24 protein-coding genes are annotated in these 26,229 nt (G+C 63.1%); 9 read left to right on the top strand and 15 right to left on the bottom strand.

All coding sequences use genetic code 11. The features are described 5' to 3' along the window. Nucleotides 1–6: 6 nt before the first annotated feature. Both NKH41_RS00780 and pdxR read right to left on the bottom strand, forming a co-directional pair. Nucleotides 7–1,596 (bottom strand): trimethylamine methyltransferase family protein, encoded by a 1,590-nt coding sequence (locus NKH41_RS00780; protein WP_352769179.1) that lies wholly within the window; start codon nucleotides 1,594–1,596, stop codon nucleotides 7–9. 192 nt (nucleotides 1,597–1,788) lie between these two features. Next, on the bottom strand, nucleotides 1,789–3,282 hold the full coding sequence (gene pdxR / locus NKH41_RS00775) for a MocR-like pyridoxine biosynthesis transcription factor PdxR (protein ID WP_023676815.1): 1,494 nt from the start codon (nucleotides 3,280–3,282) through the stop codon (nucleotides 1,789–1,791). A 255-nt stretch (nucleotides 3,283–3,537) separates the two neighbouring features. On the opposite strand from pdxR, the gene pgi reads away from it, so the two are divergent. After that, nucleotides 3,538–5,181: a glucose-6-phosphate isomerase gene (gene pgi, locus NKH41_RS00770; RefSeq protein ID WP_352591237.1), complete on the top strand. Its 1,644-nt coding sequence runs from the start codon at nucleotides 3,538–3,540 to the stop codon at nucleotides 5,179–5,181. A 5-nt stretch (nucleotides 5,182–5,186) separates the two neighbouring features. After that, on the top strand, nucleotides 5,187–5,909 hold the full coding sequence (locus tag NKH41_RS00765; protein ID WP_352448533.1) for an HAD family hydrolase: 723 nt from the start codon (nucleotides 5,187–5,189) through the stop codon (nucleotides 5,907–5,909). On the opposite strand, the gene NKH41_RS00760 is transcribed toward NKH41_RS00765, so the two are convergent. Continuing rightward, nucleotides 5,893–6,549 carry a class I SAM-dependent methyltransferase gene (locus NKH41_RS00760; protein ID WP_352769261.1) on the bottom strand — a complete coding sequence of 219 codons (657 nt, stop codon included), beginning with the start codon at nucleotides 6,547–6,549 and terminating at the stop codon, nucleotides 5,893–5,895. The genes NKH41_RS00765 and NKH41_RS00760 overlap by 17 nt on opposite strands. 85 nt (nucleotides 6,550–6,634) lie before the next feature. Further along, the gene (locus tag NKH41_RS00755) at nucleotides 6,635–8,266 is read right to left on the bottom strand and encodes a long-chain-fatty-acid--CoA ligase (protein WP_352769182.1); all 1,632 of its coding nucleotides are present in this window, start codon (nucleotides 8,264–8,266) and stop codon (nucleotides 6,635–6,637) included. Between the two features lie 16 nt (nucleotides 8,267–8,282). Between NKH41_RS00755 and NKH41_RS00750 the strand changes: the two genes are divergently transcribed. The 6 genes from NKH41_RS00750 (at nucleotide 8,283) to NKH41_RS00725 (ending at nucleotide 14,357) form a co-directional block, all read left to right on the top strand. Further along, entirely contained in the window at nucleotides 8,283–8,978 is a 696-nt protein-coding gene (locus tag NKH41_RS00750; protein WP_352769185.1) for a hypothetical protein, read from the top strand. Between the two features lie 94 nt (nucleotides 8,979–9,072). Continuing rightward, a complete protein-coding gene (locus NKH41_RS00745; protein WP_352931903.1) occupies nucleotides 9,073–10,665 on the top strand; it encodes an ABC transporter substrate-binding protein in 1,593 nt (530 codons plus the stop codon). Nucleotides 10,666–10,723: 58 nt separating this feature from the next. Then, complete coding sequence (locus NKH41_RS00740; RefSeq protein WP_023676822.1) at nucleotides 10,724–11,731, top strand: ABC transporter permease subunit; 1,008 nt, start codon at nucleotides 10,724–10,726, stop codon at nucleotides 11,729–11,731. A gap of 1 nt (nucleotide 11,732) precedes the next feature. Next, nucleotides 11,733–12,650, top strand: coding sequence for an ABC transporter permease subunit (locus NKH41_RS00735; RefSeq protein WP_023676823.1), 918 nt, complete (start codon nucleotides 11,733–11,735; stop codon nucleotides 12,648–12,650). 4 nt (nucleotides 12,651–12,654) lie between these two features. Further along, on the top strand, nucleotides 12,655–13,530 hold the full coding sequence (locus NKH41_RS00730; RefSeq protein ID WP_352769188.1) for an ABC transporter ATP-binding protein: 876 nt from the start codon (nucleotides 12,655–12,657) through the stop codon (nucleotides 13,528–13,530). After that, complete coding sequence (locus tag NKH41_RS00725) at nucleotides 13,527–14,357, top strand: dipeptide ABC transporter ATP-binding protein (RefSeq protein ID WP_352448539.1); 831 nt, start codon at nucleotides 13,527–13,529, stop codon at nucleotides 14,355–14,357. The genes NKH41_RS00730 and NKH41_RS00725 overlap by 4 nt, the downstream gene beginning before the upstream one ends. Before the next feature lie 22 nt (nucleotides 14,358–14,379). Here NKH41_RS00725 and NKH41_RS00720 read toward each other — a convergent pair whose 3' ends face one another. Next, the gene (locus NKH41_RS00720) at nucleotides 14,380–15,300 is read right to left on the bottom strand and encodes a LysR family transcriptional regulator (protein ID WP_352769191.1); all 921 of its coding nucleotides are present in this window, start codon (nucleotides 15,298–15,300) and stop codon (nucleotides 14,380–14,382) included. A 93-nt stretch (nucleotides 15,301–15,393) separates the two neighbouring features. On the opposite strand from NKH41_RS00720, the gene NKH41_RS00715 reads away from it, so the two are divergent. Next, nucleotides 15,394–16,266, top strand: a complete 873-nt coding sequence (locus tag NKH41_RS00715; protein ID WP_352769193.1) for an NAD(P)H-dependent oxidoreductase — start codon at nucleotides 15,394–15,396, stop codon at nucleotides 16,264–16,266. Here NKH41_RS00715 and NKH41_RS00710 read toward each other — a convergent pair. From NKH41_RS00710 to NKH41_RS00665, 10 genes are all read right to left on the bottom strand, one after another. After that, nucleotides 16,197–17,489 (bottom strand): cysteine desulfurase-like protein, encoded by a 1,293-nt coding sequence (locus NKH41_RS00710; protein WP_352769195.1) that lies wholly within the window; start codon nucleotides 17,487–17,489, stop codon nucleotides 16,197–16,199. The two genes, NKH41_RS00715 and NKH41_RS00710, sit on opposite strands and share 70 nt — an antisense overlap. A gap of 29 nt (nucleotides 17,490–17,518) precedes the next feature. Further along, nucleotides 17,519–18,193, bottom strand: coding sequence for an amino acid ABC transporter permease (locus NKH41_RS00705; RefSeq protein ID WP_292656040.1), 675 nt, complete (start codon nucleotides 18,191–18,193; stop codon nucleotides 17,519–17,521). A 108-nt stretch (nucleotides 18,194–18,301) separates the two neighbouring features. Further along, a complete protein-coding gene (locus NKH41_RS00700; RefSeq protein ID WP_352448543.1) occupies nucleotides 18,302–19,093 on the bottom strand; it encodes an ABC transporter substrate-binding protein in 792 nt (263 codons plus the stop codon). A 178-nt stretch (nucleotides 19,094–19,271) separates the two neighbouring features. Continuing rightward, nucleotides 19,272–19,667, bottom strand: a complete 396-nt coding sequence (locus NKH41_RS00695) for a RidA family protein (RefSeq protein ID WP_352540471.1) — start codon at nucleotides 19,665–19,667, stop codon at nucleotides 19,272–19,274. Nucleotides 19,668–19,738: 71 nt separating this feature from the next. Then, nucleotides 19,739–20,887: an acyl-CoA dehydrogenase family protein gene (locus tag NKH41_RS00690; protein WP_352769198.1), complete on the bottom strand. Its 1,149-nt coding sequence runs from the start codon at nucleotides 20,885–20,887 to the stop codon at nucleotides 19,739–19,741. 224 nt (nucleotides 20,888–21,111) lie between these two features. Then, entirely contained in the window at nucleotides 21,112–21,924 is an 813-nt protein-coding gene (locus NKH41_RS00685; RefSeq protein ID WP_352769200.1) for an enoyl-CoA hydratase family protein, read from the bottom strand. After that, on the bottom strand, nucleotides 21,921–22,391 hold the full coding sequence (locus NKH41_RS00680; protein WP_023676834.1) for a MarR family winged helix-turn-helix transcriptional regulator: 471 nt from the start codon (nucleotides 22,389–22,391) through the stop codon (nucleotides 21,921–21,923). The genes NKH41_RS00685 and NKH41_RS00680 overlap by 4 nt, the downstream gene beginning before the upstream one ends. Beyond that, nucleotides 22,385–23,158 carry an SDR family NAD(P)-dependent oxidoreductase gene (locus NKH41_RS00675; protein ID WP_352777315.1) on the bottom strand — a complete coding sequence of 258 codons (774 nt, stop codon included), beginning with the start codon at nucleotides 23,156–23,158 and terminating at the stop codon, nucleotides 22,385–22,387. The genes NKH41_RS00680 and NKH41_RS00675 overlap by 7 nt, the downstream gene beginning before the upstream one ends. Next, complete coding sequence (locus NKH41_RS00670; RefSeq protein ID WP_352769203.1) at nucleotides 23,155–25,449, bottom strand: bifunctional salicylyl-CoA 5-hydroxylase/oxidoreductase; 2,295 nt, start codon at nucleotides 25,447–25,449, stop codon at nucleotides 23,155–23,157. Before NKH41_RS00670 ends, NKH41_RS00675 begins: the two co-directional genes overlap by 4 nt. A 142-nt stretch (nucleotides 25,450–25,591) precedes the next feature. After that, nucleotides 25,592–26,191: a VOC family protein gene (locus NKH41_RS00665; protein WP_352769205.1), complete on the bottom strand. Its 600-nt coding sequence runs from the start codon at nucleotides 26,189–26,191 to the stop codon at nucleotides 25,592–25,594. Between the last annotated feature and the right edge of the window lie 38 nt (nucleotides 26,192–26,229).

Raw genomic sequence — 26,229 nt, 5'->3', positions numbered from 1 at the left:
CTCCGGTCAGCCGCCCATATGCGTGCGCGGCAGGTGGATCAGGCTGCCGAAGCGGGCACGCAATCTGTCGTCGACCTGTTTTGGCACGTGGCGCGGAAATCGTTCGGCAAGAATGCGTTTCTTCTCGGTGATCGCCCGCAGCAATATATCAGGTCGGCCTTTTTCGTTCCATTCCTTCGGTGAGGAACGATCGGCGAAGGCGGGATAGAGATGATCGGTCTGCATCAGCTTGAGCGTTTGTTCGTTGTCGAGATAGTGGCCTGGGCCTTTGAGGCAGACCTCGGCGATGCTGTCGATCGACAGGGCCTCGTCAGTCACGTCGATGCCACGTGCGCAGCCCAGGCAATGACCGAGCATGTCGTTGTCGATGACCAGGCTCTCCAGGCAGAAGCCGAGCAGCGAGGCATGCATGCCGGCCGCCTCGTAGACGAGGTTGAGGCCGGAGAGGCCGGCCATCACATTGGTGATGCCCTTTTCGTAGCCGGATTGAATGTCGGGCAGTTTCGAATCCGTCATGCCAGCGGCCGAGCCGCCGGGCAGATCGTAGAATTGCGCCATCTGGGCGCAGGCCGCCGTTGCCACCGACTGCTCGGCCGACCCGCCGGCCATGGCGCCGGTGCGCAGGTCCGACATGAACGGCCAAGCGCCGAAGATCGCCGGATGGCCCGGCTTGAGCGCGTTGACATAGACCAGGCCGGCCAGTACTTCGGCCACCGCTTGCACGACGGCGCCGGCCATCGCCGCAGGTGCTGTGGTGCCGGACTGGCCGGTCGAGAGCAGCAGGATCGGGATGCCGCCTTCAACGCAAGCCTCGAGCACGCCGCAGGCATCCTCGGCGAACTTCATCGGCGGCACGACGAATGAGTTAGAGTTAGAAACGAATGGCCGGGCGCGGAAATTCTCCTCGCCGCCGGCGATGGCGTACAGCATTTCAAGCGCCGGCTTCACGTTCTCACGAACGGTGAAGGATGTTCCGACGTGCTTCGATGTCCCCATCACACAGGCATAGAGCGTGTTGAAATCCATCTCGAGCGGATCGGCGATGTCGCGCGCCACCATCGGCCGCTGGAAGAAATGGATGTTGTCCAACCCATCGACGATGCGGGCAGCATCATAAATGTCCTGCAGCTTGGATTCGCGGTACTCGCGCTTCTCCAGATCCACCAGGTGCACGGCGATACCTGCCGTGCCGTAGTGCACGCGCTTGCCCTGGACCACCATGTCGTGCCTGGCGTCCTGGCCATGAAGTGTGAAATGTCGTGCCGCCCGCTGGATGGTGTCGAGCACTAGCGCGCGTGGAAAGCGCACACGGTCGTCGTCGCCATGGACCGCCCCCGCCTTGGTCAGCACCTTTATGCAGGAAGGGATGGCATTGGCGAAACCCACCGTCTCCAGGAGCGTCAGCACGCCCTCGTGGATGCGCTCGCAGTCATCCCGGCGCAGCGGCCCGTAGCTGCCGCCCTCGATGGCCAGGTGTCGTGGTCCGGTGTCCTCCATCAGAGGAGCTGATCGCATGGCATGTCCTGTTTCGCGAAGACCGGAGCGCTGTGGACGACGGTTCGCCGGCGTGTCCTGCTGTTCGACAGCCACTGGCATGGAAGCACTCCACCTTCATCGGCAGGAACTCGCGGCGGTTGGTCCACCATCGGCCTGCTTCGTCCCTCTACACAGCGACTATGCCGCCGGCATTGGCACAGCCTATGTGCCAGCCGGTCCCGTCGAATATGCCAAGGAGCTAAAGAACCGGAGCCGCACCACATGCGCCAGGCTCCGGTCGGGGAAGGGAGATCAGGCCGCTGCCGGCCTGCGTCCAGCTGCCGTCGCCAGTTCGCGGATGCCGGGTTCGATGTGCTGCAACGCGATCGAGGAAATGCCCAAGCGCATGAAACGCGATGGCTTTTCGGTGCGGTCGAAGAAGCGGTCGCCAGGCTCGATGATGACGCTGCGCGAGGCCGCGGCCTCCGCCAGCCCGCGCGAATCGGTGCCGCGCGGCCCCTCGAGCCAGAGCGACGTGCCGCCGGCCGAATCGGTCGAGCGCCACTCCGGTAGGAAGGCGGAAATCGCATGGACCAGACGCTTGCGCCTCTCGTCGAAGGCGCTCGACAGCCGCCGCACCAGCGCCTCGTGATGGCCGAGCGACAGGAAGAGCGCCACGGCGCGCTGGTTGTTCGCCGGCGGATGGCGCAGCATGAAGCGGCGTAGCGCCCGAAGCTCGGAGATCAGCCCGGCCGAGGCGACGATGTAGCCGAGCCTGAGGCCGGGAGCCAGCGTCTTCGACATCGAGCCGACATAGACGACGCGGCCGGAGCGATCGAGGCTCTTCAGCGCCTGCTGCGGCGCCTCGTCCAGGAGCTGGCTGTCATATCCGTCCTCGATGATGATCTGGTTGTGCCGGTTGGCGCGCGCCAAAAGCTCCTGCCGCCGCTCCGCCGACAGCGGCACCATGGTCGGGCAATGGTGGCTGGGCGTGACGAAGACGAAGCCGGAATCATTGGGAATGGCCGAGGTTACGATGCCGGAGTGGTCGACCGGAACCGGCTGGATCTCGGCGCCGGCCAGCCGGAAGATCGAACGTGCATCGGGATAGCCCGGGTCCTCCATCGCCACCTTGGAGCCCTTGGTCATCAACAGCGTCGCCAGCATGTAAAGCGCGTTCTGCGCGCCCAACGTCACGATGATCTCGTCCGGATTGGCGAAGATGCCGCGTCGCGGCAGCAGCCGTGCCTGGATCTGCTCGATCAGGAGCGGATCGTCGCGGTCGACCATGTCGGATGCCCAGTTGCGGATTTCGAGCACCGCCAACGCCATGCGGTTGCACTCGCGCCATTCGGCGGTCGGGAACAGCGCCGGGTCGAATTGGCCATAGACGAAGGGGTATGACGACTTGATCCAGTTGTCGTGCTTGGCCGGCGGCGGCATGTCGCTCGCCGCGATCTGCCGACGCGCCTTCCAGTCGATCTCGTTGGCCTGGTCGGGCGCCTTCTGATGCGGCTTGGCCGGCGTCGCCAGCACTTCGGGATTGACGAAATGGCCGCGGCGCTCGCGCGCCACCAGGAAGCCCTGGTCGACCAGTTGCTGGAAGGCCAGCACCACGGTGCCGCGCGCCACGCCGAGTTTTTCGGCAAGAATCCGGCAGGACGGAAGCGGCATGGAAGCCGCGATCTGCCGGTCGAGGATGGCGGCGACGATCGCCTGGCGGATCTGCGCCTGCAGGGTCTGACCGGATTCCGCCGAAATCCGGAACAGGCCGGACCAAATGGCCGTGTCGTTTCGCTGTGGCATGGGAGATGTTCCTCGATGGCCAGCTTTTTTCACATGGCTGGACCAGTCGAATGTACCGGTGGCACAAGGTGTTGCGCCAATCAATTTTTCTGATCGCTGGGATTTATGCCAGTGATCCTTTGAGCCGGCCCACGCTGCGCTGCGGCATCGCTGCGCATTGAAACAGATGCGATTCGACCCGATAGTTTGCCGCGACGACACGCGCCGGAAACATCCGGCCTGATAAGATGCATCTCAAGAGACCGGAGCGAAGCAGTGGATCAATCGTCCTTTCAAAAGCAGCTCGACGCATTGCGCGATCACCGTGCGGCCAAATCGGGCTCGATGCGCGAGGCTTTCGCTGCCGATCCGCAGCGCTTCGAGAAATTCTCCGCCAGTGACGGCGACCTGCTGCTCGACTGGTCGAAATGCGCGGTCGATGCGCGGACTATGGAGTTGCTGGAGAAACTGGCTGAGGCCGCTGACCTCGAAGGCCGGCGCGACGCGATGTTTGCCGGCAAGAAGATCAACGTCACTGAAGGCCGCGCCGTGCTGCACACGGCGCTGCGCAACCTGACCGGCAAGGGCATCGTGCTCGACGGCCAGGACGTGAAGGCGGAAGTCCTTGCCGTACTCGACGCGATGGGTGCCTTCGCCGACGCGGTGCGTTCCGGCAAGGCGGCCGGCGCGACCGGCAAGAAGATCACCGACATCGTCAACATCGGCATCGGCGGCTCCGATCTCGGCCCGGCCATGGCGACGCTGGCGCTGGCGCCCTATCATGACGGGCCGCGCGCGCATTACGTATCCAATATCGACGGTGCCCATATCCACGACACGCTGAAGGGTCTTTCCGCCGAAACCACCCTGTTCATCATCGCCTCCAAGACCTTCACCACGGTCGAGACGATGACCAATGCCGAAACCGCGCGCAGATGGGTCGAGAAGGCGCTCGGCAAGGAAGCGGTCGGCAAGCATTTCGCCGCCGTCTCGACGGCGCTCGACCTGGTCGCCAAATTCGGCATCGCGCCCGATCGCGTCTTCGGCTTCTGGGACTGGGTCGGCGGGCGCTATTCCGTCTGGGGTGCGATCGGTCTGCCGGTGATGATCGCCATCGGCCCGAAGGATTTTCGCGCCTTTCTCGACGGCGCCCATGAGATGGACGAGCATTTCCGCACCGCCCCGCTGGCGAAGAACCTGCCGGCGCTGATGGGGCTGATTGGCTGGTGGCACCGCGTGATCTGCAAATACCCCGCTCGCGCCGTCATCCCCTACGATCAGCGTCTGTCCAGGCTGCCGGCCTATCTGCAGCAGCTCGACATGGAATCGAACGGCAAGAGCGTCACCCTGGACGGCGGCGCTGTAACGACGCCGACCGGCCCGCTGGTCTGGGGCGAGCCCGGCACCAATGGCCAGCATGCCTTCTTCCAACTTCTGCATCAGGGCACCGACTTCATTCCGGTCGAATTCCTCGCCGCTGCCGTCGGCCACGAGCCGGAACTGAAGCATCACCACGACCTTCTGCTTGCCAATTGCCTGGCGCAGTCGGAAGCCTTCATGAAGGGCCGCACGCTTGAGGAAGCCCGAGCGCAGATGCTGGCGAAAGGCATGAAGCCGGCCGATGTCGACAGGATTGCTCCGCACCGCGTCTTCTCCGGCGACCGCCCCTCAGTGACGATCCTCTACAGGAAACTCGACCCCCACACGTTCGGACGGCTGATTGCGCTTTACGAACACCGCGTCTTCGTCGAAGGCACGCTGTTCAACATCAACTCCTTCGACCAGTGGGGCGTCGAGCTCGGCAAGGAACTGGCAACCGGGCTGCTGCCCGTCGTTGAAGGCAAGGAGAACGCCGCAAAGCGGGATGCCTCGACTGCTGGACTGGTGGAATACATCCACCGCTTGCGCGGCCCGGAGTGAAAAGCTTGGCGGACATCAAGGGAATATTGTTCGACAAGGACGGCACGCTCGTGGATTTCAACGCGACATGGCTGGGCATCGCCGACTTCATGGCGATGGATGCGGCCGAAGGCGATCGCTGGAAAGCAGACAGGCTGCTTGCGGCGGCGGGCTTCGACTTCGCCACCAAGCGCTTCAAGCCGGATTCGATTTTTGCCTCCGGCACCAACATGGACGTCGTCGAGCTGTGGTTTCCACGGCTGTCCGACGAGGACCAGATGCTTGCCGTCGCCCGCTTCAACGCCATCACCTCGGCGCAAGGATCGGCAATGGCGGTGGCGCTGCCGGGCGTGGTCGAGACGCTTGGCCTGCTTCACAGAAAATCCTACCGGCTTGGTGTCGCCACCAACGACTCGACCAGCGGCGCGGAAAAGACCCTGGTCACGCTGGGCGTCGCGCAGCTTTTCGACGCCGCCTATGGTTACGACGCGGTGGCCAATCCAAAACCGGCGCCGGATACGATCCTTGCCTTCTCTGATCTGACGGGGCTCAGGCCCTCGGCAATCGCCATGGTCGGCGACAACCGTCACGATCTTGAAATGGCGCGGGCGGGCGGCTGCGGTCTGGCGGTCGGCGTGCTGTCCGGCACCGGCACACGTGAATCGCTGTCCCAGATAGCCGACGTCATTCTGGATTCGGTGGCCGACCTGCCTGATTTTCTTTCGGCGCGGGTCAGCGAGACAGTCTAGACTCGCAGCTAGCTGGTCCGAACGAGAACACGCCGCTCGGTTTCATCGCCGCATTCCTGCCTTCGCCGACATCCGGCACCTCGTATTCGGCCAGCAGGCGAAGCCGCGAGCGGGGCAGATAGGCGCGGCCCGGATCGCCGATCAGCACGGCGATGCCGGCTGCAAGGCAGCGGTCGAGGAAGAGGACGACCCGGCCGGCGAGATCATGGGCGTAGAACAGGTCGCCGACCACCACGACATCCACCGGTGGCGGCGGACCGCTGGTGATGTCTTCGCCAATGATCATGATAGCGACGCCGTTCGCAGTCGCGTTGAGGCCGAGCGCAACCACACCGTTGCGATCGATCTCGGCCGCGACGACCGCGCTTGCCCCGGCTTTTGCCGCTGCAATGCCGACGAGACCCGAACCGGCGCCGAGGTCGAGCACGCGACGGCCGGCCACGGTCTCCGGCCGGTCGAATATGTGGCGGGCAAGGACCGCGCCGCCGGCCCAGACATAGGCCCAGTACGGTGGCTCCGGTTCAGGTCCGTCTTCTTCGGTCGCATGTTGGTTCCATTCGAGAAGCCGCCTGAGCCCGCTTCCCGGATGGGCGGTGTAGAGCCGAATTTCGGGAAGCGCGGGCACGGGGGCGATCCGCATGTTCGCCCGGATGAACTGTGCCGGGTCCGGGCGCGAACCTATGCTCACGGCGTTGGCGCCGGCGATGCAATCGCTCAAGCTGCGCCTAGCCCCGCAACGCCCGTCGCAGGATCTTGCCGACCGGTGTCTTCGGCAGCTCGGTGCGGAACTCAATATATCTGGGACGCTTGTAGCCGGTCAGGTTCTCGCGGCAATAAGCCGTCAGCATGTCGGCGGTCAGTGCCGGGTCCTTCTTGACGACGAACAGCTTCGGCACTTCACCCGAATGCTCGTCCGGCACGCCGATCGCCGCCACTTCGAGTACGCCTGGATGCTGCGCCACCACTTCCTCGAGTTCGTTCGGATAGACGTTGAAGCCGGAAACCAGGATCATGTCCTTCTTGCGGTCGACGATCTTGGTGTAGCCAAGGTCGTCCATGAAGCCCATGTCGCCCGATTTGAAGAAGCCGTCCTCGGTCATCACCTTGGCGGTCTCGTCCGGCCGGTTCCAGTAGCCGGCCATCACCTGCGGTCCGCGGATGCAGATTTCGCCGACTTCGCCGAGCGGCAAATTGTTGCCGTCGTCGTCGCGGATGGCGATCTCGGTCGAGGGCAGCGGCAGGCCGATCGTGCCGGTGTAAACGCCGTCGCTGAATTTGTTGATCGTTGCTCCCGGCGAGGTCTCGGTGAGCCCGTAGGCCTCGCTGATCGGGCAGCCGGTCAGCGCCTTCCAGCGTTCGGCGATGGCCCTCTGCACCGGCATGCCGCCACCCAGCGTCAGGATCAGCGGCTTGAAATCGAGCTTGCGAAAATCCTCATTATTGAGCAGCGCATTGAACAGCGTGTTGAGGCCCGGAAAGATGTGGATCGGGTATTTCTGCAGCTCCTTGACGAAGCCGGGAATGTCGCGCGGATTGGGGATGAGGACATTCTGCGCGCCTTGCTGCATGCCTACCAGCACGTTCGCCGTCAGCGCAAAAATGTGATAGAGCGGCAGCGCGCAGAGGAAGTTCAGATGCGCCGGCTTCGGCTTGACGGTAAAAGCGTCTTCGGCCCACAGCGCGTTCTGCGCGACGTTCGCCAAAATGTTGCTGTGCAAAAGCATCGCGCCCTTGGAGATGCCGGTCGTGCCGCCCGTGTATTGCAGGAAGGCGATGTCGTCGGCCGCGACCCTTGCGGGCCTGAAGGCCTTGCCGGTGCCCGCCTTCAGCGCGGCGTTGAACTTGACATGGCCGGGCAGCGACCATGCCGGCACCATCTTCTTGACGCGGCGTACAACGAAGTTGACGATCGTTCCCTTGAGCCCGCCGAGCATGTCGCCCATCGAGGCGACCACGACATGCTTGACCGCGGTCCTGGCGATCACCGCCTGCAGGGTGCAGGCAAAATTTTCGAGGATGACAATGGCTTGAGCGCCGGAATCCTTGAGCTGGTGCTCCAGCTCGCGCGGCGTGTAGAGCGGATTGATGTTTACCACGACATAGCCGGCGCGAAGCACTGCCATCATCGCCACCGGATATTGCAGCACATTCGGCATCATCAGCGCGACGCGCGCGCCCTTCTGCAGCCCCGTTGATTGCAGATAGGCGCCGAAGGCGGCCGACTGTCGCTCGAGGTCGGCATAGGTGATCGATTTGCCCATGCAGACGAAAGCCGGCCGGCTTGCAAACTGCTTGCACACGGTGACGAGAAAGTCGCCGATCGAGCTGGAGGGCAGGGCGCCGATCTCGGCCGGCACGATCTTTGGATAACTCTTGAGCCACGGTTTTTCCGGCAGGCCGGCGGCCAGCGACGTGATCGCCTTTGGTAATCTCTTGGCCGGACCTGCCGGCAGTCGTGGCGCTGTCGGCACTGCCTTCGCCGCCGGCTTGGCGGCAGACTTTGCAGCAGGCGCCGTCTTGCCGGTTGCCGGTTTAGCAGCCGCTCCAGCCGTGGTCTTCGCCGCCGGCTTCGCGCTTGCCTTCGCGGTAGCCGTCGGCTTGGCGGCGGCCGCTTTTGACTTGACTGCTTTCGATGTTGCCTCGGCCTTTGCTTTCGCCGCGTTGGTTGTCTTTGCCGGTTTTGCCACCTGTCGCTCCCTCAATCGTTCTTATTGTTTCGGCATGCTTGCGCGCCACCACCGCCCTGATCACAACGATATCCCACGCTTGCAGCAATGTCCGGAACGTGGGAAAATCCGGCACGCTGCCCACCTATCTATGTATTGCCACAAGCGACGGCCGTGCAAGCCTCTCCACCTGGAGTGCGGTAAGACTTGCCGTCAAACCTCTCGGCCGCGACCGGTTTTCGGATGCGCATCTCTTGAACCGAACGGCTCGATTCCCACAATTGGCGGCATCGCCGATCAACAAAAAATTGAAGTCGCTAATAATGTCGTGATCTGCGGATTCGGCTCGTTTTTTCCACAATTTGCCGCGTGCCGGAATTTTTTTCTGCTTCCCGTGGGTTAGGCAAACAAGCAGTTCCAAAGCTAGAAAAACGGTGCTTATATGCGGCCTTCGCGAGCCTGATAGAGGGGCTTGGAAGAACATCAGGGAGTGCTCAATGAAAAAGAAACTGACTTTTGCAGCCGCGTTGCTGGCTGCAAGCGTCCTCGGCGGCATGGCCAATGCAAAACAACTGGTCTATTGCTCGGAGGCTTCGCCGGCCGGCTTCGACCCGTCGCCATGGAGCGGCGGCAACGACTTCGACGCCTCGTCGCGCACCATCTATTCGCGCCTGGTCGAGTTCGAGCATGGCAAGACCACCATCTCGCCCGGCCTGGCCGAGAGCTGGACGGTTTCCGACGACGGTCTCGAATACACCTTCAAGCTTCGCCCGGGTGTGAAATTCCAGACGACCGATTATTTCACGCCGACGCGCGACCTCAACGCCGACGACGTGATCTTTTCCTTCGAACGCCAGTGGAAGAAAGAAAGCCCGTGGTACAGCTATCTGGAAGGCACCGGCTGGGAATATTTCACCGGCATGGGCTTCCCCGATCTCCTGAAGGAAATCGTCAAGGTCGACGACCTGACGGTGAAATTCGTGCTGAACAAGCCTGAAGTCGCGTTCCTGCCGGACCTCGGCATGGATTTCGCCTCGATCATCTCCAAGGAATATGCCGACCAACTCGACAAGGCCGGCACCAGGCAGCAGTTCACCCAGAAGCCGGTCGGCACTGGTCCGTTCCAGTTCGTCGACTATCAGGTCGATGCGGTCGTGCGCTATGCAGCATGGGACGGCTACTATGGCGGGCGACAGAAGATCGACGATCTGATCTTCGCCATCACGCCCGATCCGGCCGTACGCGCGCAGAAGCTGAAGGCGGGCGAGTGCGATATCATGTCATACCCGGCGCCGGCCGACATTGCCGGACTGCAGGCTGACGCGAACCTCAAGGTCGACGAGCAGGAAGGCCTGAACATCGGCTACATGGCTTACAACACGACGCAGCCGCCCTTCGACAAGGTCGAGGTCCGCAAGGCCCTCAACATGGCGGTAAACAAGAAGGCGATCATCGACGCGGTCTATCAGGGCGCCGGCGCGCCGGCCATCAACCCGATCCCGCCGACCATGTGGTCCTATAACAAGGACATCAAGGACGATCCCTATGATCCGGAGGCGGCCAAGAAGATGCTGGCCGATGCAGGCGTCAAGGATCTGTCGATGAAGATCTGGGCTATGCCGGTCAGCCGTCCCTACAACCCCAACGCCCAGCGCGTCGCCGAGTTGATCCAGGCCGACTATGCCGCCGTCGGCGTCAAGGCGGAGATCGTCAGTTACGAATGGACCGAGTATCGCCAGCGCGGCAAGGCTAAGGATCGCGACGGCGCCTTCCAACTGGGCTGGACCGGTGACAATGGCGATCCGGACAACTTCTTTTTCCTGCTCGGTTGCGATGCCATCGGCCAGTCCAATTATGCGATCTGGTGCAACCAGGAATTCGAAGCCCTGCTGAAAAAAGGCAAGGCGACGACGGACGTCGCCGAGCGCACCAAGATCTACGAGGAAGCTCAGGTGGTGTTCAAGCGTGAGGCTCCGTGGCTGACCATCGCCCACTCCAAGGTCTTCATGCCGATGAACAAGAAGGTGTCGGGCTTCGTTATGGACCCGCTCGGCATTCATCGGTTTGACGGCGTCGACGTCACCGAATAAGTCCTGAGAAATTGAACGGCGGCGCTGGACTTCCCGCGCCGCCGTTCTATGAAGCAAGATGCTCCGTTATCTCCTCCACAAGCTCGCTTTGATCATCCCGACCGTGTTCGGCATATCGCTGGCGGCGTTTGCTTTCGTCCGGCTTCTGCCCGGCGATCCTATCCTGGCCCTGGCGGGCGAGCGCGGCGTCAGCCCCGAGCGCTACGCCCAGCTCATCGAGCAGTTTGGCTACAACCGGCCCTATGTCATCCAATACCTGGAATATATCGGCAGGGTCCTGACCGGCGATTTCGGCATATCTATTGCCACCAAGCGGCCAGTGCTCGGCGAATTCCAGGCGCTGTTTCCAGCCACGCTGGAACTGGCGACAGTGGCGTTGATCATCGCCGTCCTGCTCGGCATTCCTGCCGGTATCTTCGCCGCGGTCAAGCGCGGCTCGTGGTTCGACCAGGCTACGATGGGTGTCGCGCTGACCGGCTATTCGATGCCGATCTTCTGGTGGGGGTTGCTGCTCATTATCTTCTTCTCCGGCTATCTCGGCTGGACGCCGGTTTCCGGCCGCATCGGCCTGCAGTATTTCTTTAGGCCGACGACCGGGTTCATGCTCATCGACAGCCTGATCTCCGGCAGGAGCGGCGCTTTCAAATCTGCCGTCAGCCATTTGATCCTGCCGTCGATCGTGCTGGCGACGATCCCGCTTGCCGTCATAGCGCGCCAGACGCGCTCGGCGATGCTCGAGGTGCTGGGCGAGGACTATGTCCGCACCGCGCGCGCCAAGGGCCTGGCGCCTCGCCGCGTCATCGGTCTGCACGCTTTTCGCAACGCGCTGATCCCGGTAGTCACCACCATTGGACTGCAGGTCGGCACCTTGATGGCGGGCGCCATTCTGACCGAGACCATTTTTTCCTGGCCGGGCATCGGCAAATGGATGATCGATGCCATCGGCAAGCGCGACTATGTCGTCGTCCAGAGCGGATTGCTGATCATCGCGCTGATCGTCATGGCGGTGAACCTGATCGTCGACGTGCTCTACGCCGTCATCAATCCGCGCATCCGGGTGCAGTGAGATGACCGACGAATCCGCCGCCGAAGCTACCGCCGCCTCCATCCCGACAGGCGGCAGGCAACGGGCTTTCGCCGAGTTCTGGCACTACTTCTCGATGAACACCGGCGCGGTCATCGGCCTTGTCGTGTTTTCGGCGCTGGTGCTGGTGGCGATCTTTGCGCCGTTCGTCGCCCCACATTCGCCCGACGAGCAGTTTCGCGATGCGCTGCTGGCACCCCCTGCCTGGCAGGAAGGCGGCAAATCGATGTTCCTGCTCGGCACCGACGCGGTCGGCCGCGACATGCTTTCACGGTTGATCTTCGGGGCGCGTTTCTCGCTGTTCATCGGTCTGGTGGTCGTTGTCTTCTCGCTCACCAGCGGCATCGTGCTTGGCGTGCTCGCCGGCTATTTCCGCGGCTGGGTCGACACTCTGATCATGCGCATCATGGATATCATCCTGGCTTTCCCGTCGCTGCTTCTGGCGCTGGTGCTGGTGGCGATCCTCGGCCCCGGCCTGTTCAATGCCATGCTGGCGATCGCGCTGGTGCTGCAGCCGCATTTTGCGCGCCTCACCCGCGCCGCCGTGATGGCCGAAAAGAACCGCGAATATGTCATCTCCGCCAAGGTGGCTGGTGCCGGTCATCTTCGCTTGATGGTGAGGACGATCCTGCCGAACTGCCTGGCACCGCTGATCGTGCAGGCGACGTTGTCCTTCTCCAACGCTATTCTCGAGGCTGCGGCGCTCGGCTTCCTCGGTGTCGGTGCGCAGCCGCCGACGCCGGAATGGGGCACGATGCTCGCCTCGGCGCGCGAGTTCATCCTGCGCGCGCCTTGGGTGGTGACCTTCCCCGGCCTTGCTATCCTGATCACTGTGCTTGCCATCAATCTGATCGGCGATGGCTTGCGCGATGCCTTCGATCCCAAGCTGAAGAGGTCATAATCCAATGCCTCTTCTCGAGATCCAGAACCTGACCGTTTCCTTCGACACCGCCGCTGGACCATTCATGGCGGTACAAGGCATCGACCTGTCGGTCGAACCGCGTGAGGTGCTGGCGATCGTCGGCGAATCCGGTTCGGGCAAGTCCGTGGCGATGCTGGCGGTGATGGGGCTTTTGCCCAACACCGCGACGGTGAGGGCCGACCGCATGGCCTTCGACGGCATCGACCTGCTCAAGCTCGGCCCATCCGAGCGGCGCAAGATCGTCGGCAAGGACATTTCGATGATCTTCCAGGAGCCGGTCGCCAGCCTCAACCCGTGCTTCACCGTCGGCTTCCAGATCGAGGAGGTGCTGCGCTTCCATATGGGCATGGACCGCGCCCAGCGCCGGGCGCGTGCCATCGAATTGATGAAGTTGGTCGGCATCGCCGACCCCGAGGAACGGCTGGGCTCCTTCCCGCACCAGATGTCGGGTGGTCAGTGTCAGCGCGTCATGATCGCCATCGCCATCGCCTGCAATCCCAAGCTTTTGATCGCCGACGAGCCAACCACGGCGCTCGACGTCACCATCCAGAAGCAGATCCTCGATCTGCTGGTCGGCCTGCAGGCCAAATATGGCATGGGCCTGATCATGATCACCCACAATATGGGGGTGGTTGCCGAGACCGCCGACCGTGTCATCGTCCAGTACAAGGGCCGCAAGATGGAAGAGGCCGACGTGCTGTCGCTGTTCGAGTCCCCCAAGAGCAACTACACGCGCGCGCTCCTGTCGGCGCTGCCCGAAAACGCCGTCGGCGACCGGTTGCCTACTGTTTCCGACATGCTGTTTGAGCCGGCCCCATCTGTAGTCGCAGCCCGGTCCGCAGGAGGAACCGCCTCATGAGCGTGACGGTAGTCGAAGGCAAGAACATCGTGCGCGACTATCATGTCGGTGGCGGGCTTTTCCGCCCCTCCCGTACGGTTCATGCGGTCAAGGGTGTTTCGTTCAGCGTCGACAAGGGCAAGACGCTGGCCATCGTCGGCGAGAGCGGCTGCGGCAAGTCAACACTCGCCCGCATCATCACCCTGATCGACCCGGCGACCTCCGGCGAGCTTTTCATCGACGGCAAGAAGGTAGACATCGGCAGGAACGGCCTGTCGAAGGAAATGCGCCGCAAGGTCCAGATCGTCTTCCAAAACCCTTATGGTTCGCTCAATCCACGCCAGAAGATCGGCGACGTGCTTGCCGAGCCGCTGCTCATCAACACCGACAGCACGGCCGACGAACGGCGCGATCTTGCCATGAAGATGCTAAAGAAGGTCGGTCTCGGCCCCGAGCACTTTAATCGCTACCCGCATATGTTTTCGGGCGGCCAGCGCCAGCGGATCGCCATCGCCCGCGCGCTGATGCTCAACCCCAGCCTTCTGGTGCTGGACGAGCCGGTCTCGGCACTTGATCTTTCGGTGCAGGCGCAGGTGCTGAACCTGCTCGCCGACCTGCAGGACGAGTTTCAGCTAACCTATGTTTTCATCAGCCACGACCTGTCGGTGGTGCGCTACATCGCCGACGACGTGATGGTAATGTATTTCGGCGAAGCGGTCGAATACGGCTCGCGCGACGAGGTCTTCGCCGACCCCAAACACAGCTACACCAGGACGCTGTTCGCTGCGACGCCACGTGCCGACGTTGCCAGCATCAAGGCACGTTTGGCGAAGAAGAAGGCCGCCTGATCCGGCGAGGTTTGCCGGCCGGCTACCGCTTCTCGATCCCCGGAATGCCGGAGATCTGCTCGGCGAGAAAGTCGACCAGCAGCCGCACCCGGGCAATGCCCGCACGCTCCGGAACGATCAGCATGCTCAGCGGGACGGGAGGCGGAAAATAGCCCGGCAGGACCACTTCCAGCCGGCCGGCCGCCAGGAGATCGTCGACAAGCCAATGGTGGGCGGGTGCGATACCGCGCCCGGCGACAATGGCTTCGCGCGCGGCAAGCCCATGGTCGACGCGAAATCGACCGCCAAAGGGCACCGCAAAGCGTTTGCCGACCGGCCCCTGCAGGGCGAGTGTGTCGCTTCCTGCGATGTTCGACATCCGGATGCCTTCATGGCCAGGCAGATCCTGCGGGACAGCCGGTCTGCCCCGCGCCGCCAGATAGGCCGGCGCCGCCACCAGCAGACGCCGGGATTGCCCGAGCGCCCGCAGTTTCATTGAGCTGTCGGTGAGCGGACCCAGGCGAAGCGCAATGTCGACGCCCTCCCGCACAAGATCGATGCGCTCGTCGGTGAGGCTAAGATCGATGCCGATATCGGGATAGCGGTCCTGAAAGGCGAAGATCAGCCGGCTGACGTGCAAGACCCCGAGCGCCGCCGTGCAGGATATCCGGATCGTGCCGGCCGACGCGCCGCGCGTGCCCCGCGCCTCATCGCCGGCCTGCTCAACGAGGCGCAGGACCTGGACGCTGTCGGTATAGTAACGGCTGCCTTCATCAGTCATCGTCACACGCCGGGTGGTCCTGCTGAGCAAGGGCACTCCGACGGCCTCCTCGAGTTCTCGCAAATGCCGTGTGACCGTCGACTGCCCAACTCCGAGCTCGCGCGCCACCGCCGAGAGGCTGCCGCGCTCGGCGACGCGAACGAAGGTGCGCATGCGCTCGAGAGTGACGTCCGATCTATCCATTATTCGGCATTATCTTATACATTTCCTACATATAGCGGATCATTCCGCGGCTGGCTACCTTTGGTGTCTATCGTCCTTCTTCGGAGTAGACCCATGAAAGTCCTGCTTGTTTTTGCTCATCCTGAACCGCGTTCGCTCAACGGCGCGCTGCGCGACGTCGCCATCAGGGAACTCGAGGCCCAAGGCCACGAGGTGCGGGTGTCGGACCTCTATGCCGACGGCTGGAAAGCCGAGGTGGACCGTGCCGACTTTCCGTCGTGGCCGCCCGAAGCACGCTTCCTGCCGGCCGGCGCCTCCAAAAAGGCTTTTGCGACCAACACTCTGACCGATGACGTCAAAGCCGAGATCGACAAGCTGCTATGGGCCGACACCCTGATCCTCCAGTTCCCGCTGTGGTGGTACGCCATGCCGGCGATCCTCAAGGGCTGGGTCGATCGCGGGTACGCCTACGGCTTCGCCTATGGCGTTGGCGAGCACAGCGACAAGCGGTGGGGTGACCGCTTTGGTGAGGGAACGCTCGCCGGCAAGCGCGCAATGCTGATCGTGACCGCAGGCGGCTGGGAAGAGCATTACTCCGCCCGCGGCGTCAACGGCCCGATCGACGACCTGCTGTTCCCGATCAATCACGGGATTCTATACTATCCGGGCTACGACGTGCTTCCGCCGTTCGTGGTTTACAGGGTGGACCGTTTCGGGGAGGCGGATTTCGAGCCTGTCGCGGAGCGACTGCGCGAAAGGATGCGAACGCTCGAGACAATCCGGCCCATTCGTTATCGGCAGCAGAATGGCGGCGATTACTTGATCCCAAGCATGCAATTGCGCCCCGGCTTGGAGAACCCGGGTGCGACCGCCTTTGCGCTTCACGAGGATCGCGCCGGCGCCGCCGCCCACTCCGATCAGGACAGCCGGGCGATGATGGTGCGCAGCGCCTCGCCGAAGCGCCGGACTTCCTCGATCGTATTGTAATGCACCAGCGAGGCGCGCACGGCGCCGCTGTCCATGCCGAGGTTGAGCCGCTTCATCAGACGCGGCGCATACATGTGGCCGTCGCGAATGCCGATCTGCATCTCGGCCATTTCCTCGACGATCCTCTGCGGCGACAGCGTGCCGACATTGAAGCAGAAGGTCGGCACGCGCTCGCTGAGGCGTGCCTCTTCGGCCACGCCGTAGATCGTCGCGCCGCAATCTTTGAGCACCGCCAGCATTTCGCGCGCCAGCACCTGTTCGTAGTCGCGGATTGCATTCATGCCGGCGACGATGTTGTCGCGGCGCGACCGGTTATTCTCGGACAAGAAATTGCGGCCGATCGATTCGAGGTAACGCACCGCGGCATCCATGCCGGAGACGTTCTCGTAGATGAACGTGCCGGCTTCGATTTTGTGGGGCGGCTCGTCGGGGATGAAATCCTCGCGGAAGGTCGGCAAGCGCTTCAGTGTTTCGAAGCGGCCCCACAGGAAGCCCATATGCGGCGAGAAATTCTTGTAGCCGGAGCAGACGAGATAGTCGCAATCCCAGGCCTGCACATCGATCAGCCCGTGCGGCCCGTAATGCACGCAGTCGAGGAACACTTCGGCGCCTGCCGCATGCGCAATCGCAGCCACGGAGGCAACGTCGACAATCGAGCCGATCGAATGCGCCGTTACCGTGCAGGCGACGAGCCGGGTGCGCTCTGAGACCAGCGGGCGCAAATCGTCGACATGCAGATTGCCGTCGTCGCGCATCCGCCACCATTTGAACTTGGCGCCGGCGGGCGCCAGCGCCAGCCACGTCGCGATATTGGCGTCGTGATCCATGTCGGTGATGACTATCTCGTCACGCTCCCCGTTTGGGCGCTCGGAAAGCATCTGGCCGATGCCGAGGCTGACCAGGCGGATGAACGAAGTGGCGTTCATGCCGAAACAGATCTCCGCCGGGTTGGTGGCGTTGATCAGCAAGGCCACGCTTTCGCGAGCGCCGGCGACGGCTTGGTCGACGGTGACGCTGCGGCCATAGCGGCCGCCGCGCTGCACATTATGCGCGACCAAATGGTTGGTGACCGCATCGAGCACGCTTTGCGGGATCTGCGCGCCGGCGGCATTGTCCATGAAGACGAAGTCCCCGGCTTGCTGCAAGGCGGGAAACATGGCGCGGATCGTCTCGACCGGGAAAGCTGCGACATCGCCGGTTTTCGAAATCTGATGCTGGTTCAAGGTCGTCTCCTGCGAAGTGCGCTGACAGATTAGCGGGTCTTTTCGGTTTGAAAGCGGCGTTCAAGGAGGCTGACGAGACGGACCATCGGCCAGAGAAAGATGAGATAGACCAGCGCCGCGCCGATCAGCGGTGAAGGATTGGCATAGAGCGATTGCGCGTTGGTCGCTTCTTTCAGCAGTTCGGGCAGCGCCACGGTGGAAGCGAGCGAAGTATCCTTGAACATCGAAACGCAATTGCTGGTCATTGGCGGAATGACGACGCGGATCGCCTGCGGCAGCACTACCTTGCGCAAGGTCAGCAAGAACGGCAGGCCGAGCGCCTGCGCCGCCTCGAACTGGCCGCGCGGAATGCTCTCTATACCGGAGCGGAACACCTCGGCCGAATAGGCCGCCATGATGATGGCGAAGGCCATCACCGCGGACGTCCACGATGACAGGCGAATGCCGAGGAACGGCAGCGCATAGTAGATCAGGATCAGCACGACCAGCACCGGCATCGCTCGGAAAATGTCAATGTAGCCGACAGCCAGCAGCCGAAGCGGTTTTGGCGCATAGAGCCGCACCAGGCTGATCGCGAGGCCGACGGGAATACCGATGCCGATGCTCATGATTCCGAGCAGCAGGGTGTTCAGGAAACCGCGCAGCAGCGCCGGCAGGCTGGAGACCATGACGTCGGCGTTGAAGAAGGTGTCCAGCAGCGACATCGCAGCATTTCCGAAACGTTTGGCGTCCCGCGACGCTCGAGCCCGAGCCCGAAATCCGAATCGTGCCGGCATCGAAAGCCGGCACGACATTTAAGCGTGAACTGCCGCTCAGGCCTTCGGCATAGGAATTTCCTTGACGGTCGAGGAATCGGCAGGTGCGTCGCTGCCGAACCACTTCTTGTGGATCGCGGCCAGCGTGCCGTCCTTCTTCATCGCGGTCAGCGCGTCGTTCAGCTTACCGAGCAGCGGGTGGTCCTTGGTCATCATCAGACCGTACTGCTCGCCGGTCTTGATGCGCTCTTTTACGGCGAGATCCTTCATCCTGGTGAAAGAATATTCCAGGCCCGGAATATCGCTGACCGCCGCATCGACGCGGCCGGAGCTGAGATCGAGCAGCAAGTTCTGCTGCGTGTCGTAGCCCTTGACGTCACTGAACCCGTCCGCTTCCTGGTGGGCCTTGACCCAGGCTTCGCCGGTCGAGCCGGACAGCACGCCGACGATCTTGCCCTTGAGGTCGGCCTCGGCCTTGATCGGGCTGTCGGCCTTCGCGGCGATGCCCATGTCGGAATCATAGTAGGGCTGCGTGAATGACTGAGACTTCAGCCGCTCCGGCGTGATGGTGATCGACGAGATGGCGACGTCGATGCGCTTCGAGGTGGTGGCGGCGAACAGCGCCTGGAAACCGAGATCGGCGATATCGGTGGTCATGCCGATACGCTTTGCCGCCTCATTGATGATGTCGACTTCGAAACCCTCGAACGTGCCGCTCTCGTTCTTGTATTCAAAAGGCGGATTGGTCGGATAGGCGCCGACATTGAGCGTGCCTTCGGCGTAGGCCGGGCCGCCGGCGATGCCGATGGCAGCAGCAAGAAGCAGCAGGTTGCGACGGGTGAAGTTCATTTTCGTTCCCTCTGGTTGTGATCGGACGGGTTTGGCCCCGCACGGTTTTGATGCGTCAAGTGACGGGACTGCCGGAAAGCCCTCCCGGCACGGCAGTCGCAAGACATCGAATGCTATCCAAAGTACCGCGCTTTTCAAGGCGAAAGTTTTAAGCTTAAAAAATTGCCGCGTGTTGCCGTCACTCCGGAATAACCGCCGTGGCCTGGATCTCAACCTTGGCGCGATCCTCGACCAGCGCCATCACCTGCATGGCGGCCATCGCCGGAAAATGCCGGCCGATCACCTCGCGATAGACCTCGCCGATCCCCTTGAGATTGGCCAAATATTCCGCCTTGTCGGTAAAGTACCAGGTCATCGAGGTGATATGTTGCGGCTTGGCGTCGGCCTCGGCGAGCACAGCAACAATATTGGCCAGCGTCTGCCGCACCTGGCCGACAAGATCATCGGTCTCGAAGCGGCCCTGTCCGTTCCAGCCGACCTGCCCGCCGACGAAGACAAGCTGCCCACGCGCGGCGACGCCATTGGCGTAGCCGACGGGTTTCGCCCAGCCTTCCGGCTGCAGGATGGTGTGCATGTCAAAACCTCCCAATGCTCAAATCCGGTCGCTCAAAACTCGAAGACAATAATTTCACGCAAACTCCCGTCTCAGGCCGCTCCCATCACTTGCCGTGCAATCACCACCTTCTGCACATCGGACGCTCCCTCGTAGATGCGCAGCGCCCGGATCTCGCGATACAGGCTTTCGACGATATGGCCCTTGCGGACGCCGTCGCCGCCATGCAGCTGCACAGCCCTGTCGATCACCTCCTGCGCTTTGTCGGTAGCGAACAGCTTGGCCATGGCGGCTTCGCAGGTAACCCGAGCCGCGCCCATGTCCTTGGTCCAGGCGGCACGATAGACCAGCAACGCGGCGGCATCGACATCCAGCGCCATGTCGGCGATGTGGCCCTGCACCATCTGCAGCTCGGCCATCGGCGCACCGAACAGCCTGCGCTCGGCCACTCTTGTGATGCTTTCGTCCAGCGCGCGCCGGGCAAAGCCGAGCGCCGCTGCGCCGACGGTCGAACGGAACACGTCGAGCACGGACATGGCGATGCGAAAACCGTCCCCGGGTCTGCCGATCAGCGCCGAGGCTGGAATGCGTGCATTGTCGAAGGACAGCCGGGCGAGCGGGTGCGGCGCAATCACCTCCAGCCGCTCGGCAACGATCAGCCTCTCGGTTTCGGAAGGCACGACAAAGGCGGAAAGCCCCTTGGCGCCGGGCGCCTCGCCGGTACGGGCAAAGACAACATAAAAGTCAGCGATACCGCCGTTGGAGATCCAGGTCTTTTCGCCGGATAGGAGATAGCTGTCGCCGTCACGCGCGGCGGTCATTTCCATATTGGCAACGTCCGAGCCCGAGCGCGGCTCCGACAGCGCGAAAGCCGAAATCGCCTTGCCGGCCCGTGTCTTCGCCAGCCAGTGCTGCTGGTCGGGCGAGCCGAACAGGCTGAGCGCGCCAGTGCCGAGCCCTTGCATGGCGAAGGCGAAATCGGCCAGCCCATCATGCCGGGCCAGCGTCTCGCGCGTGAGGCAGAGCGTGCGCACGTCGAGCGGTGAGGGGTTTTCGGTGTCGAGCGCCGTCGGCTTCAGCCAGCCGTCCCGGCCGAGCTTGGCCACCAGCTCGCGGCAGGCGGCGTCGACATCGTGATGCGCGACCGGCAGGTTCTTGGCGCACCATGCCTCCAGCCGCTCCGCCAGATCGCGGTGGCGATCCTCGAAGAACGGCCAGGAGAGGAAGGAACGGTCAGGCATTGCTGCCTCCACAATTCTCCGGCCCTGGCGCTCCACGGCGCCCCCCTCTGTCCTGCTGGACATCTCCCCCTCTAGGGGGGCGATTGGCGGCTTCGCTGCCACGGCTCTCCCTGCGATGTTGGAGATTGGCGAAAGCGGGCCTGATATCCAATCTCCCCCCTTGAGGGGGAGATGGCCGGCAGGCCAGAGGGGGGTGCTGTCCCGCCAGCGTGGAAGCGATCATCTCAATTTCCCTCGAACACCGGCTTCTCCTTAGCCACGAAAGCCGTGTACGCCCGCTCGAAATCGCGGGTCTGCATGCAGATCGCCTGCGCCTGTGCTTCCGCTTCGATCGCCTGGTCGAGACCCATCGACCATTCCTGGTTCAGCTGCGTCTTGGTCATGCCATGGGCGAAGGTCGGGCCGGAAACGATGCGCGCGGCCATGTCGAGCGCGTCGGCCTCAAGCGTTGCGGTATCGACCAGCCGGTTGTAGAAGCCCCAGCGCTCGCCTTCCTCGGCACTCATCGTGCGGCCGGTATAGAGCAGCTCGGCGGCGCGGCCTTGGCCAATGATGCGCGGCAGGATCGCGCAGGCCCCCATGTCGCAGCCGGCAAGGCCGACGCGGGTGAACAGGAATGCTGTCTTGGCCTGGGGCGTGGCGATGCGGATATCGGAGGCCATGGCGATTATCGCGCCGGCGCCGACCGCCACGCCATCGACCGCCGCAATAATCGGCTTGGCGCAATTCAGCATCGCCTTGACGAAATCGCCCGTCATGCGGGTGAAGGCGAGCAGCGCCTTCATGTCCATCTTGATCAGTGGGCCGATGATTTCGTGGACATCGCCGCCCGAGCAGAAATTGCCGCCATTGGGCAGGAACACCACAGCATCGACATCATCGGCGTAGACAAGGTCGCGAAATATGTCGCGCAATTCGGCATAACTGTCGAAGGTCAGCGGGTTCTTGCGCTCCGGTCGATCGAGCCGGATCTTTGCGATCTTGCCTTCGACCTGCCAGAGGAAATGCTTCGGCTTGCGGCCGGCCAGCTTCGTCATTCCCGTCCCTCCCAATTGCTGCGGAAGGAGGTCAGCATGCCGGTCAGCCGGCGAGCCTCATCCTCGCTCACATTGCCCAGCAACTCGCCGACCCATTTCTCATGCGCGGCGGCGATCACGGCGAAAATCTTCGATCCCTCTTCCGTCAGCCGCACCATCGAGGTGCGGCGGTCGCCATTGCGTCGGGCCCGCATCACCAACCCTTCCGAGACCAGCCGGTCGATGATGCCGGTGACATTGCCGTTGGACACCAGCAGGAAGCGCGAAAGATCGCTCATCAGCATGCCCTCCGGCGCGCGGTAGAGCGCGGCCATCACGTCGAAGCGTGGCAGCGTTGTGTTGAACTCTTGCCGCAGTCGTTCGCGCAACTCGGCCTCGATGGTGCGCGAGGCGCGCAGCAGGCGTATCCACAGCCGCAGGCGGTCCTTGCCGGGTCCGGACGGGGCGGGCAGGGGACCGGCTACCATGTCTCACCTCCGGAGATCGAAATCGTCTGCCCGGTAATCGACCGGGCGGCGTCGCCACACAGATAAAGTACCGCGGCCGCAATTTCTTCCGGCTGGATGAAGCGGCCTTGCGGGTTGGTCGCGGCTAGGCTTGTCCGTGCCTGCTCGGACGAGCGGCCGGTCGTTTGGACGATGCGCTGGACGGTGCTCCCCAGCATCTCGGTTTCGACAAACCCTGGGCACACGGCATTCACTGTTATGCCGGACTTGGCGGTCTCGACGGCGAGTGCCCGCATCAGGCCGACGACGCCATGCTTGGCGGCAACGTAAGCTGCGACATAGGGATAACCTTTCAGTCCGGCGGTGGAAGCGACGAAGATGATACGGCCAGTCTTGCGCACTGCCATGCCGGCCAACGCCGGCTTCACCGTCAGGAACGCACCGGTCAAGTTGACGTCGAGCGTGCGCTGCCAGTCTGCCAGCGAGGTCCGCTGCGCCGGGGCACTGCCGGACATGCCGGCATTGGCAACGACGATGTCGAACGCTCCGCGTGCCGCTTCCGCTGCCTCGTAGAGCGACGCCATCGACGTCTCGTCGGTGACGTCGGCGGCAATGGCGAAGATGGACTTGTTCTCCGCGGCGACCTCGGCAAGCGGCTCCACGCGCCGGCCGCAGATGGTCACGTCAATGCCCGCGCCGGCCAGCGCCAGCGCGATCGCGCGGCCGACGCCGGAGCCGCCGCCGGTGACCAGCGCATGACGCCCCGAAATCGTCGCCGCGGCACTCATACTTTCAACCCCGCTGCCGCTTCGCGTTCGGCCAGCCGGTAGAGCTGGTCGCGGCCGGGCAGATAGGGATCCGGCCATTTGACGCCGCGATCGCCAAGCGTGACGGCCGCGTGCAGCGTCCAATACGGATCGGCAAGATGCGGCCTAGCCAGTGCGACGAGATCGGCGCGGCCCGCCATCAGGATCGAGTTGACGTGGTCCGGCTCATAGATATTGCCGACCGCCATCGTCGCCATGCCGACCTCGTTGCGGATGCGATCGGAAAACGGCGTCTGGAACATGCGGCCATAGACCGGTCTTGCCACGGCCGAAGTCTGGCCGGCCGATACGTCGCAGATGTCTACGCCGGCCTCATGCAGCAGCCGCGCGATCTCTACGGCATCGGCCGGCGTCACGCCTTCGATGCCCAGCCAGTCATTAGCGGAGATGCGCATCGAGATCGGCTTCTCGGCCGGCCACGCGGCGCGCACCGCATGAAAGATTTCCAAGGGGTAGCGCATGCGGTTTTCCAGCGAGCCGCCATAGGAGTCGGTGCGCCGGTTGGTCAAGGGCGTGATGAAGGAGGACAGGAGATAGCCGTGCGCGGCGTGGATTTCGAGCATGTCGAAGCCGCAGCGCGCCGCCATCTCGGCCGAAGCGACAAACTGGTCGCGCACCATATCCATGTCGGCGCGGTCCATCGCCTTCGGCACCTGGTTTTCCCGCGACCACGGCACGGAAGACGCTGCCATGACGGGCCAATTGCCTGAGGGCAGCGGCACGTCGGTTCCCTGCCAGCCGAGCCTGGTCGACCCCTTGGCACCGGAATGGCCGATCTGGGCGCAGATCTTGGCCTCGGTTTCGGCATGGACGAACTCGACCAGCCGCTTCCAGGCGACCTCATGCTCGGGCGCATAGAAACCAGGGCAGCCAGGCGTGATGCGGCCCTCCGCGCTGACGCACGTCATCTCGATGTAGAGGAGACCGGCGCCGCCCTTGGCCCGTTCGGCGTAATGAGCGAAATGCCAATCGGTCGGACAGCCGTCGACCGCCTTGTACTGCGCCATCGGCGAGACGACGACGCGGTTCTGCAGCGCCATGTCGCGCAGCCGGAACGGCGCGAACATCGGCGCGCGACGCAGATTGTTGCCCCCGGCGCCGGCCTGGCGCTGGAACCACTCCTCGGCGCCGGCCAGCCATTCGGCATCGCGCAGCCGCAAATTTTCGTGACTGATGCGTTGCGAACGCGTCAGCAGCGAATAGTTGAACTGCACCGGATCGAGGCCGAGATAGCGCTCGACCTCCTCGAACCATTCGAGCGAATTGCGCGCCGCCGACTGCAGCTTCAGCACTTCGGTGCGGCGGGCGTCCTCATATTTGCTAAAGGCGGCCTCGAGGTCTGGCTCGGACTCGACATAGTCGGCCAGCGCCACCGCGCTTTCCAGCGCCAGCTTGGTGCCGGAACCGATCGAGAAATGCGCGCTCGCCGCCGCGTCGCCCATCAGCGCCAGGTTCTTGTAGGACCAGCGTTCGCATAAGACGCGCGGGAAATTGATCCACGCCGAGCCGCGGATATGATTGGCGTTGGTCATCAGCGCGTGGCCGCCGAGATGACGGGCAAAGATGCGCTCGCAGACGGCAATCGATTCCTGCTGCGACATCGCGCCGAAGCCGAAGCGCTGCCAGGTCTGCTCGCTGCATTCGACGATGAAGGTCGCGGTATCGCTGTCGAACTGGTAGGCATGCGCCCACACCCAGCCATGCTCGGTCTTTTCGAAGATGAAGGTGAAGGCGTCGTCGAATTTCTGGTGGGTGCCGAGCCAGACGAACTTGCATCTACGAATGTCGATATCGGGCTTGAACACGTCGACGAAGGCGCCCCGCGCTTTCGAGTTCAACCCGTCGGCGGCGACAACCAGCTCGTGCGTCTCCATATATGGCTTGGGATCGGCGATGTCGGTTTCGAAGACCAGCTTGACGCCGAGTTCGCGCGCCCGCCGCTGCAGCAACGTGAGCAGCCGCTTGCGGCCAATGCCGCAAAAGCCGTGACCGGTCGAGACCGTGCGCACGCCGTCATGGATGACGGCGATATCGTCCCAATAGGCGAAATGCTTGCGGATCCAGACGGCGCTGACCGGGTCGTTTTTGGTCAGGTTCTCCAGCGTTTCGGCCGACAGCACGACGCCCCAGCCAAACGTATCATCGGCACGGTTGCGCTCGAACACCGTGACCTCATGCGCGGCATCCCTGAGCTTCAGCGAGATGGCAAAGTAGAGCCCGGCTGGTCCGCCGCCGAGAACCGCAACTTTCATCGTGCGATCTCCTCTTCGCTTCTGTTTGTCGAGTTTACGCCTGAGACGGATTAATTCAAGCTTGAAGTTTCAGGATTGAAACAATCCGTTCCAGAAACCCGCTTGCCGGCAGTCGGCTTGCGCAGGCCAGGGACGCCCCGGGCTATTTTTCCGGGTTCTTCGGGCTCCACAGCACTGTCTCCGCATCTTTTTCATAGGCCATGCCATTGGGATAGCTGATCGCTTCCAACTGCAAGCCCCAGGGCGCCTGGAAGTAGAGGATGGTTTGGCCGGCGGCCGGGCCTTCGGTAACCGGCAGCGGCCCCATCCGCGTCTTGACGCCCTTGCCGTCAAGATAGGCTTTTGCGGCGGCGATGTCGTCGACATAGAAGGCGATATGGAAGCCGCCTATGTCGCTGTTGCGAGGCATCAGGTCCCTCTGGTCCGGCGCGGTGTATTTGAACAGCTCGATGTTCGACCCGTGTCCGCAACGGACCAGGGTGATCTCCTCAATCACCGCCTTGGGATCGACGCCCAGCAGATCCTGCATGAATGTGCCCTTGTCGTCGGCGAACGGGCCGAACGACATTGCCTTCTTGCAGCCAACCACCTCGGTGAAGAAATCGACCGCCTGCTCCATGTCGGGGACGGTGACGCCGGTGTGGTCGTGGCCTCGCATGCCGGGTATCGAATCAGCCGAGGCTGCTCCCATCGAGCCGACCAGAGCGGCCGCAAGCATCGTGTTTCTGATTGCATATTTCATTCCAGTTCTCCTCCGTTTCGCGAGCTGACTTGTCGGCG

This window comes from Mesorhizobium sp. M1169, assembly GCF_040318345.1.
In the GTDB taxonomy this organism is placed as follows: Bacteria; Pseudomonadota; Alphaproteobacteria; order Rhizobiales; family Rhizobiaceae; genus Mesorhizobium.
This window is presented reverse-complemented; position numbering and strand designations above follow the sequence as displayed.

Coding starts and splice junctions, on each gene's coding strand:
- NKH41_RS00780 (WP_352769179.1), bottom strand. CDS start 1,596: ATGCCAGTGGCTGTCGAACAGCAGGACACGCCGGCGAACCGTCGTCCA.
- pdxR (WP_023676815.1), bottom strand. CDS start 3,282: ATGCCACAGCGAAACGACACGGCCATTTGGTCCGGCCTGTTCCGGATT.
- NKH41_RS00760 (WP_352769261.1), bottom strand. CDS start 6,549: ATGCGGATCGCCCCCGTGCCCGCGCTTCCCGAAATTCGGCTCTACACC.
- NKH41_RS00745 (WP_352931903.1), top strand. CDS start 9,073: ATGAAAAAGAAACTGACTTTTGCAGCCGCGTTGCTGGCTGCAAGCGTC.
- NKH41_RS00740 (WP_023676822.1), top strand. CDS start 10,724: ATGCTCCGTTATCTCCTCCACAAGCTCGCTTTGATCATCCCGACCGTG.
- NKH41_RS00735 (WP_023676823.1), top strand. CDS start 11,733: ATGACCGACGAATCCGCCGCCGAAGCTACCGCCGCCTCCATCCCGACA.
- NKH41_RS00730 (WP_352769188.1), top strand. CDS start 12,655: ATGCCTCTTCTCGAGATCCAGAACCTGACCGTTTCCTTCGACACCGCC.
- NKH41_RS00725 (WP_352448539.1), top strand. CDS start 13,527: ATGAGCGTGACGGTAGTCGAAGGCAAGAACATCGTGCGCGACTATCAT.
- NKH41_RS00720 (WP_352769191.1), bottom strand. CDS start 15,300: ATGGATAGATCGGACGTCACTCTCGAGCGCATGCGCACCTTCGTTCGC.
- NKH41_RS00715 (WP_352769193.1), top strand. CDS start 15,394: ATGAAAGTCCTGCTTGTTTTTGCTCATCCTGAACCGCGTTCGCTCAAC.
- NKH41_RS00705 (WP_292656040.1), bottom strand. CDS start 18,193: ATGTCGCTGCTGGACACCTTCTTCAACGCCGACGTCATGGTCTCCAGC.
- NKH41_RS00700 (WP_352448543.1), bottom strand. CDS start 19,093: ATGAACTTCACCCGTCGCAACCTGCTGCTTCTTGCTGCTGCCATCGGC.
- NKH41_RS00695 (WP_352540471.1), bottom strand. CDS start 19,667: ATGCACACCATCCTGCAGCCGGAAGGCTGGGCGAAACCCGTCGGCTAC.
- NKH41_RS00690 (WP_352769198.1), bottom strand. CDS start 20,887: ATGCCTGACCGTTCCTTCCTCTCCTGGCCGTTCTTCGAGGATCGCCAC.
- NKH41_RS00685 (WP_352769200.1), bottom strand. CDS start 21,924: ATGACGAAGCTGGCCGGCCGCAAGCCGAAGCATTTCCTCTGGCAGGTC.
- NKH41_RS00680 (WP_023676834.1), bottom strand. CDS start 22,391: ATGGTAGCCGGTCCCCTGCCCGCCCCGTCCGGACCCGGCAAGGACCGC.
- NKH41_RS00675 (WP_352777315.1), bottom strand. CDS start 23,158: ATGAGTGCCGCGGCGACGATTTCGGGGCGTCATGCGCTGGTCACCGGC.
- NKH41_RS00670 (WP_352769203.1), bottom strand. CDS start 25,449: ATGAAAGTTGCGGTTCTCGGCGGCGGACCAGCCGGGCTCTACTTTGCC.
- NKH41_RS00665 (WP_352769205.1), bottom strand. CDS start 26,191: ATGAAATATGCAATCAGAAACACGATGCTTGCGGCCGCTCTGGTCGGC.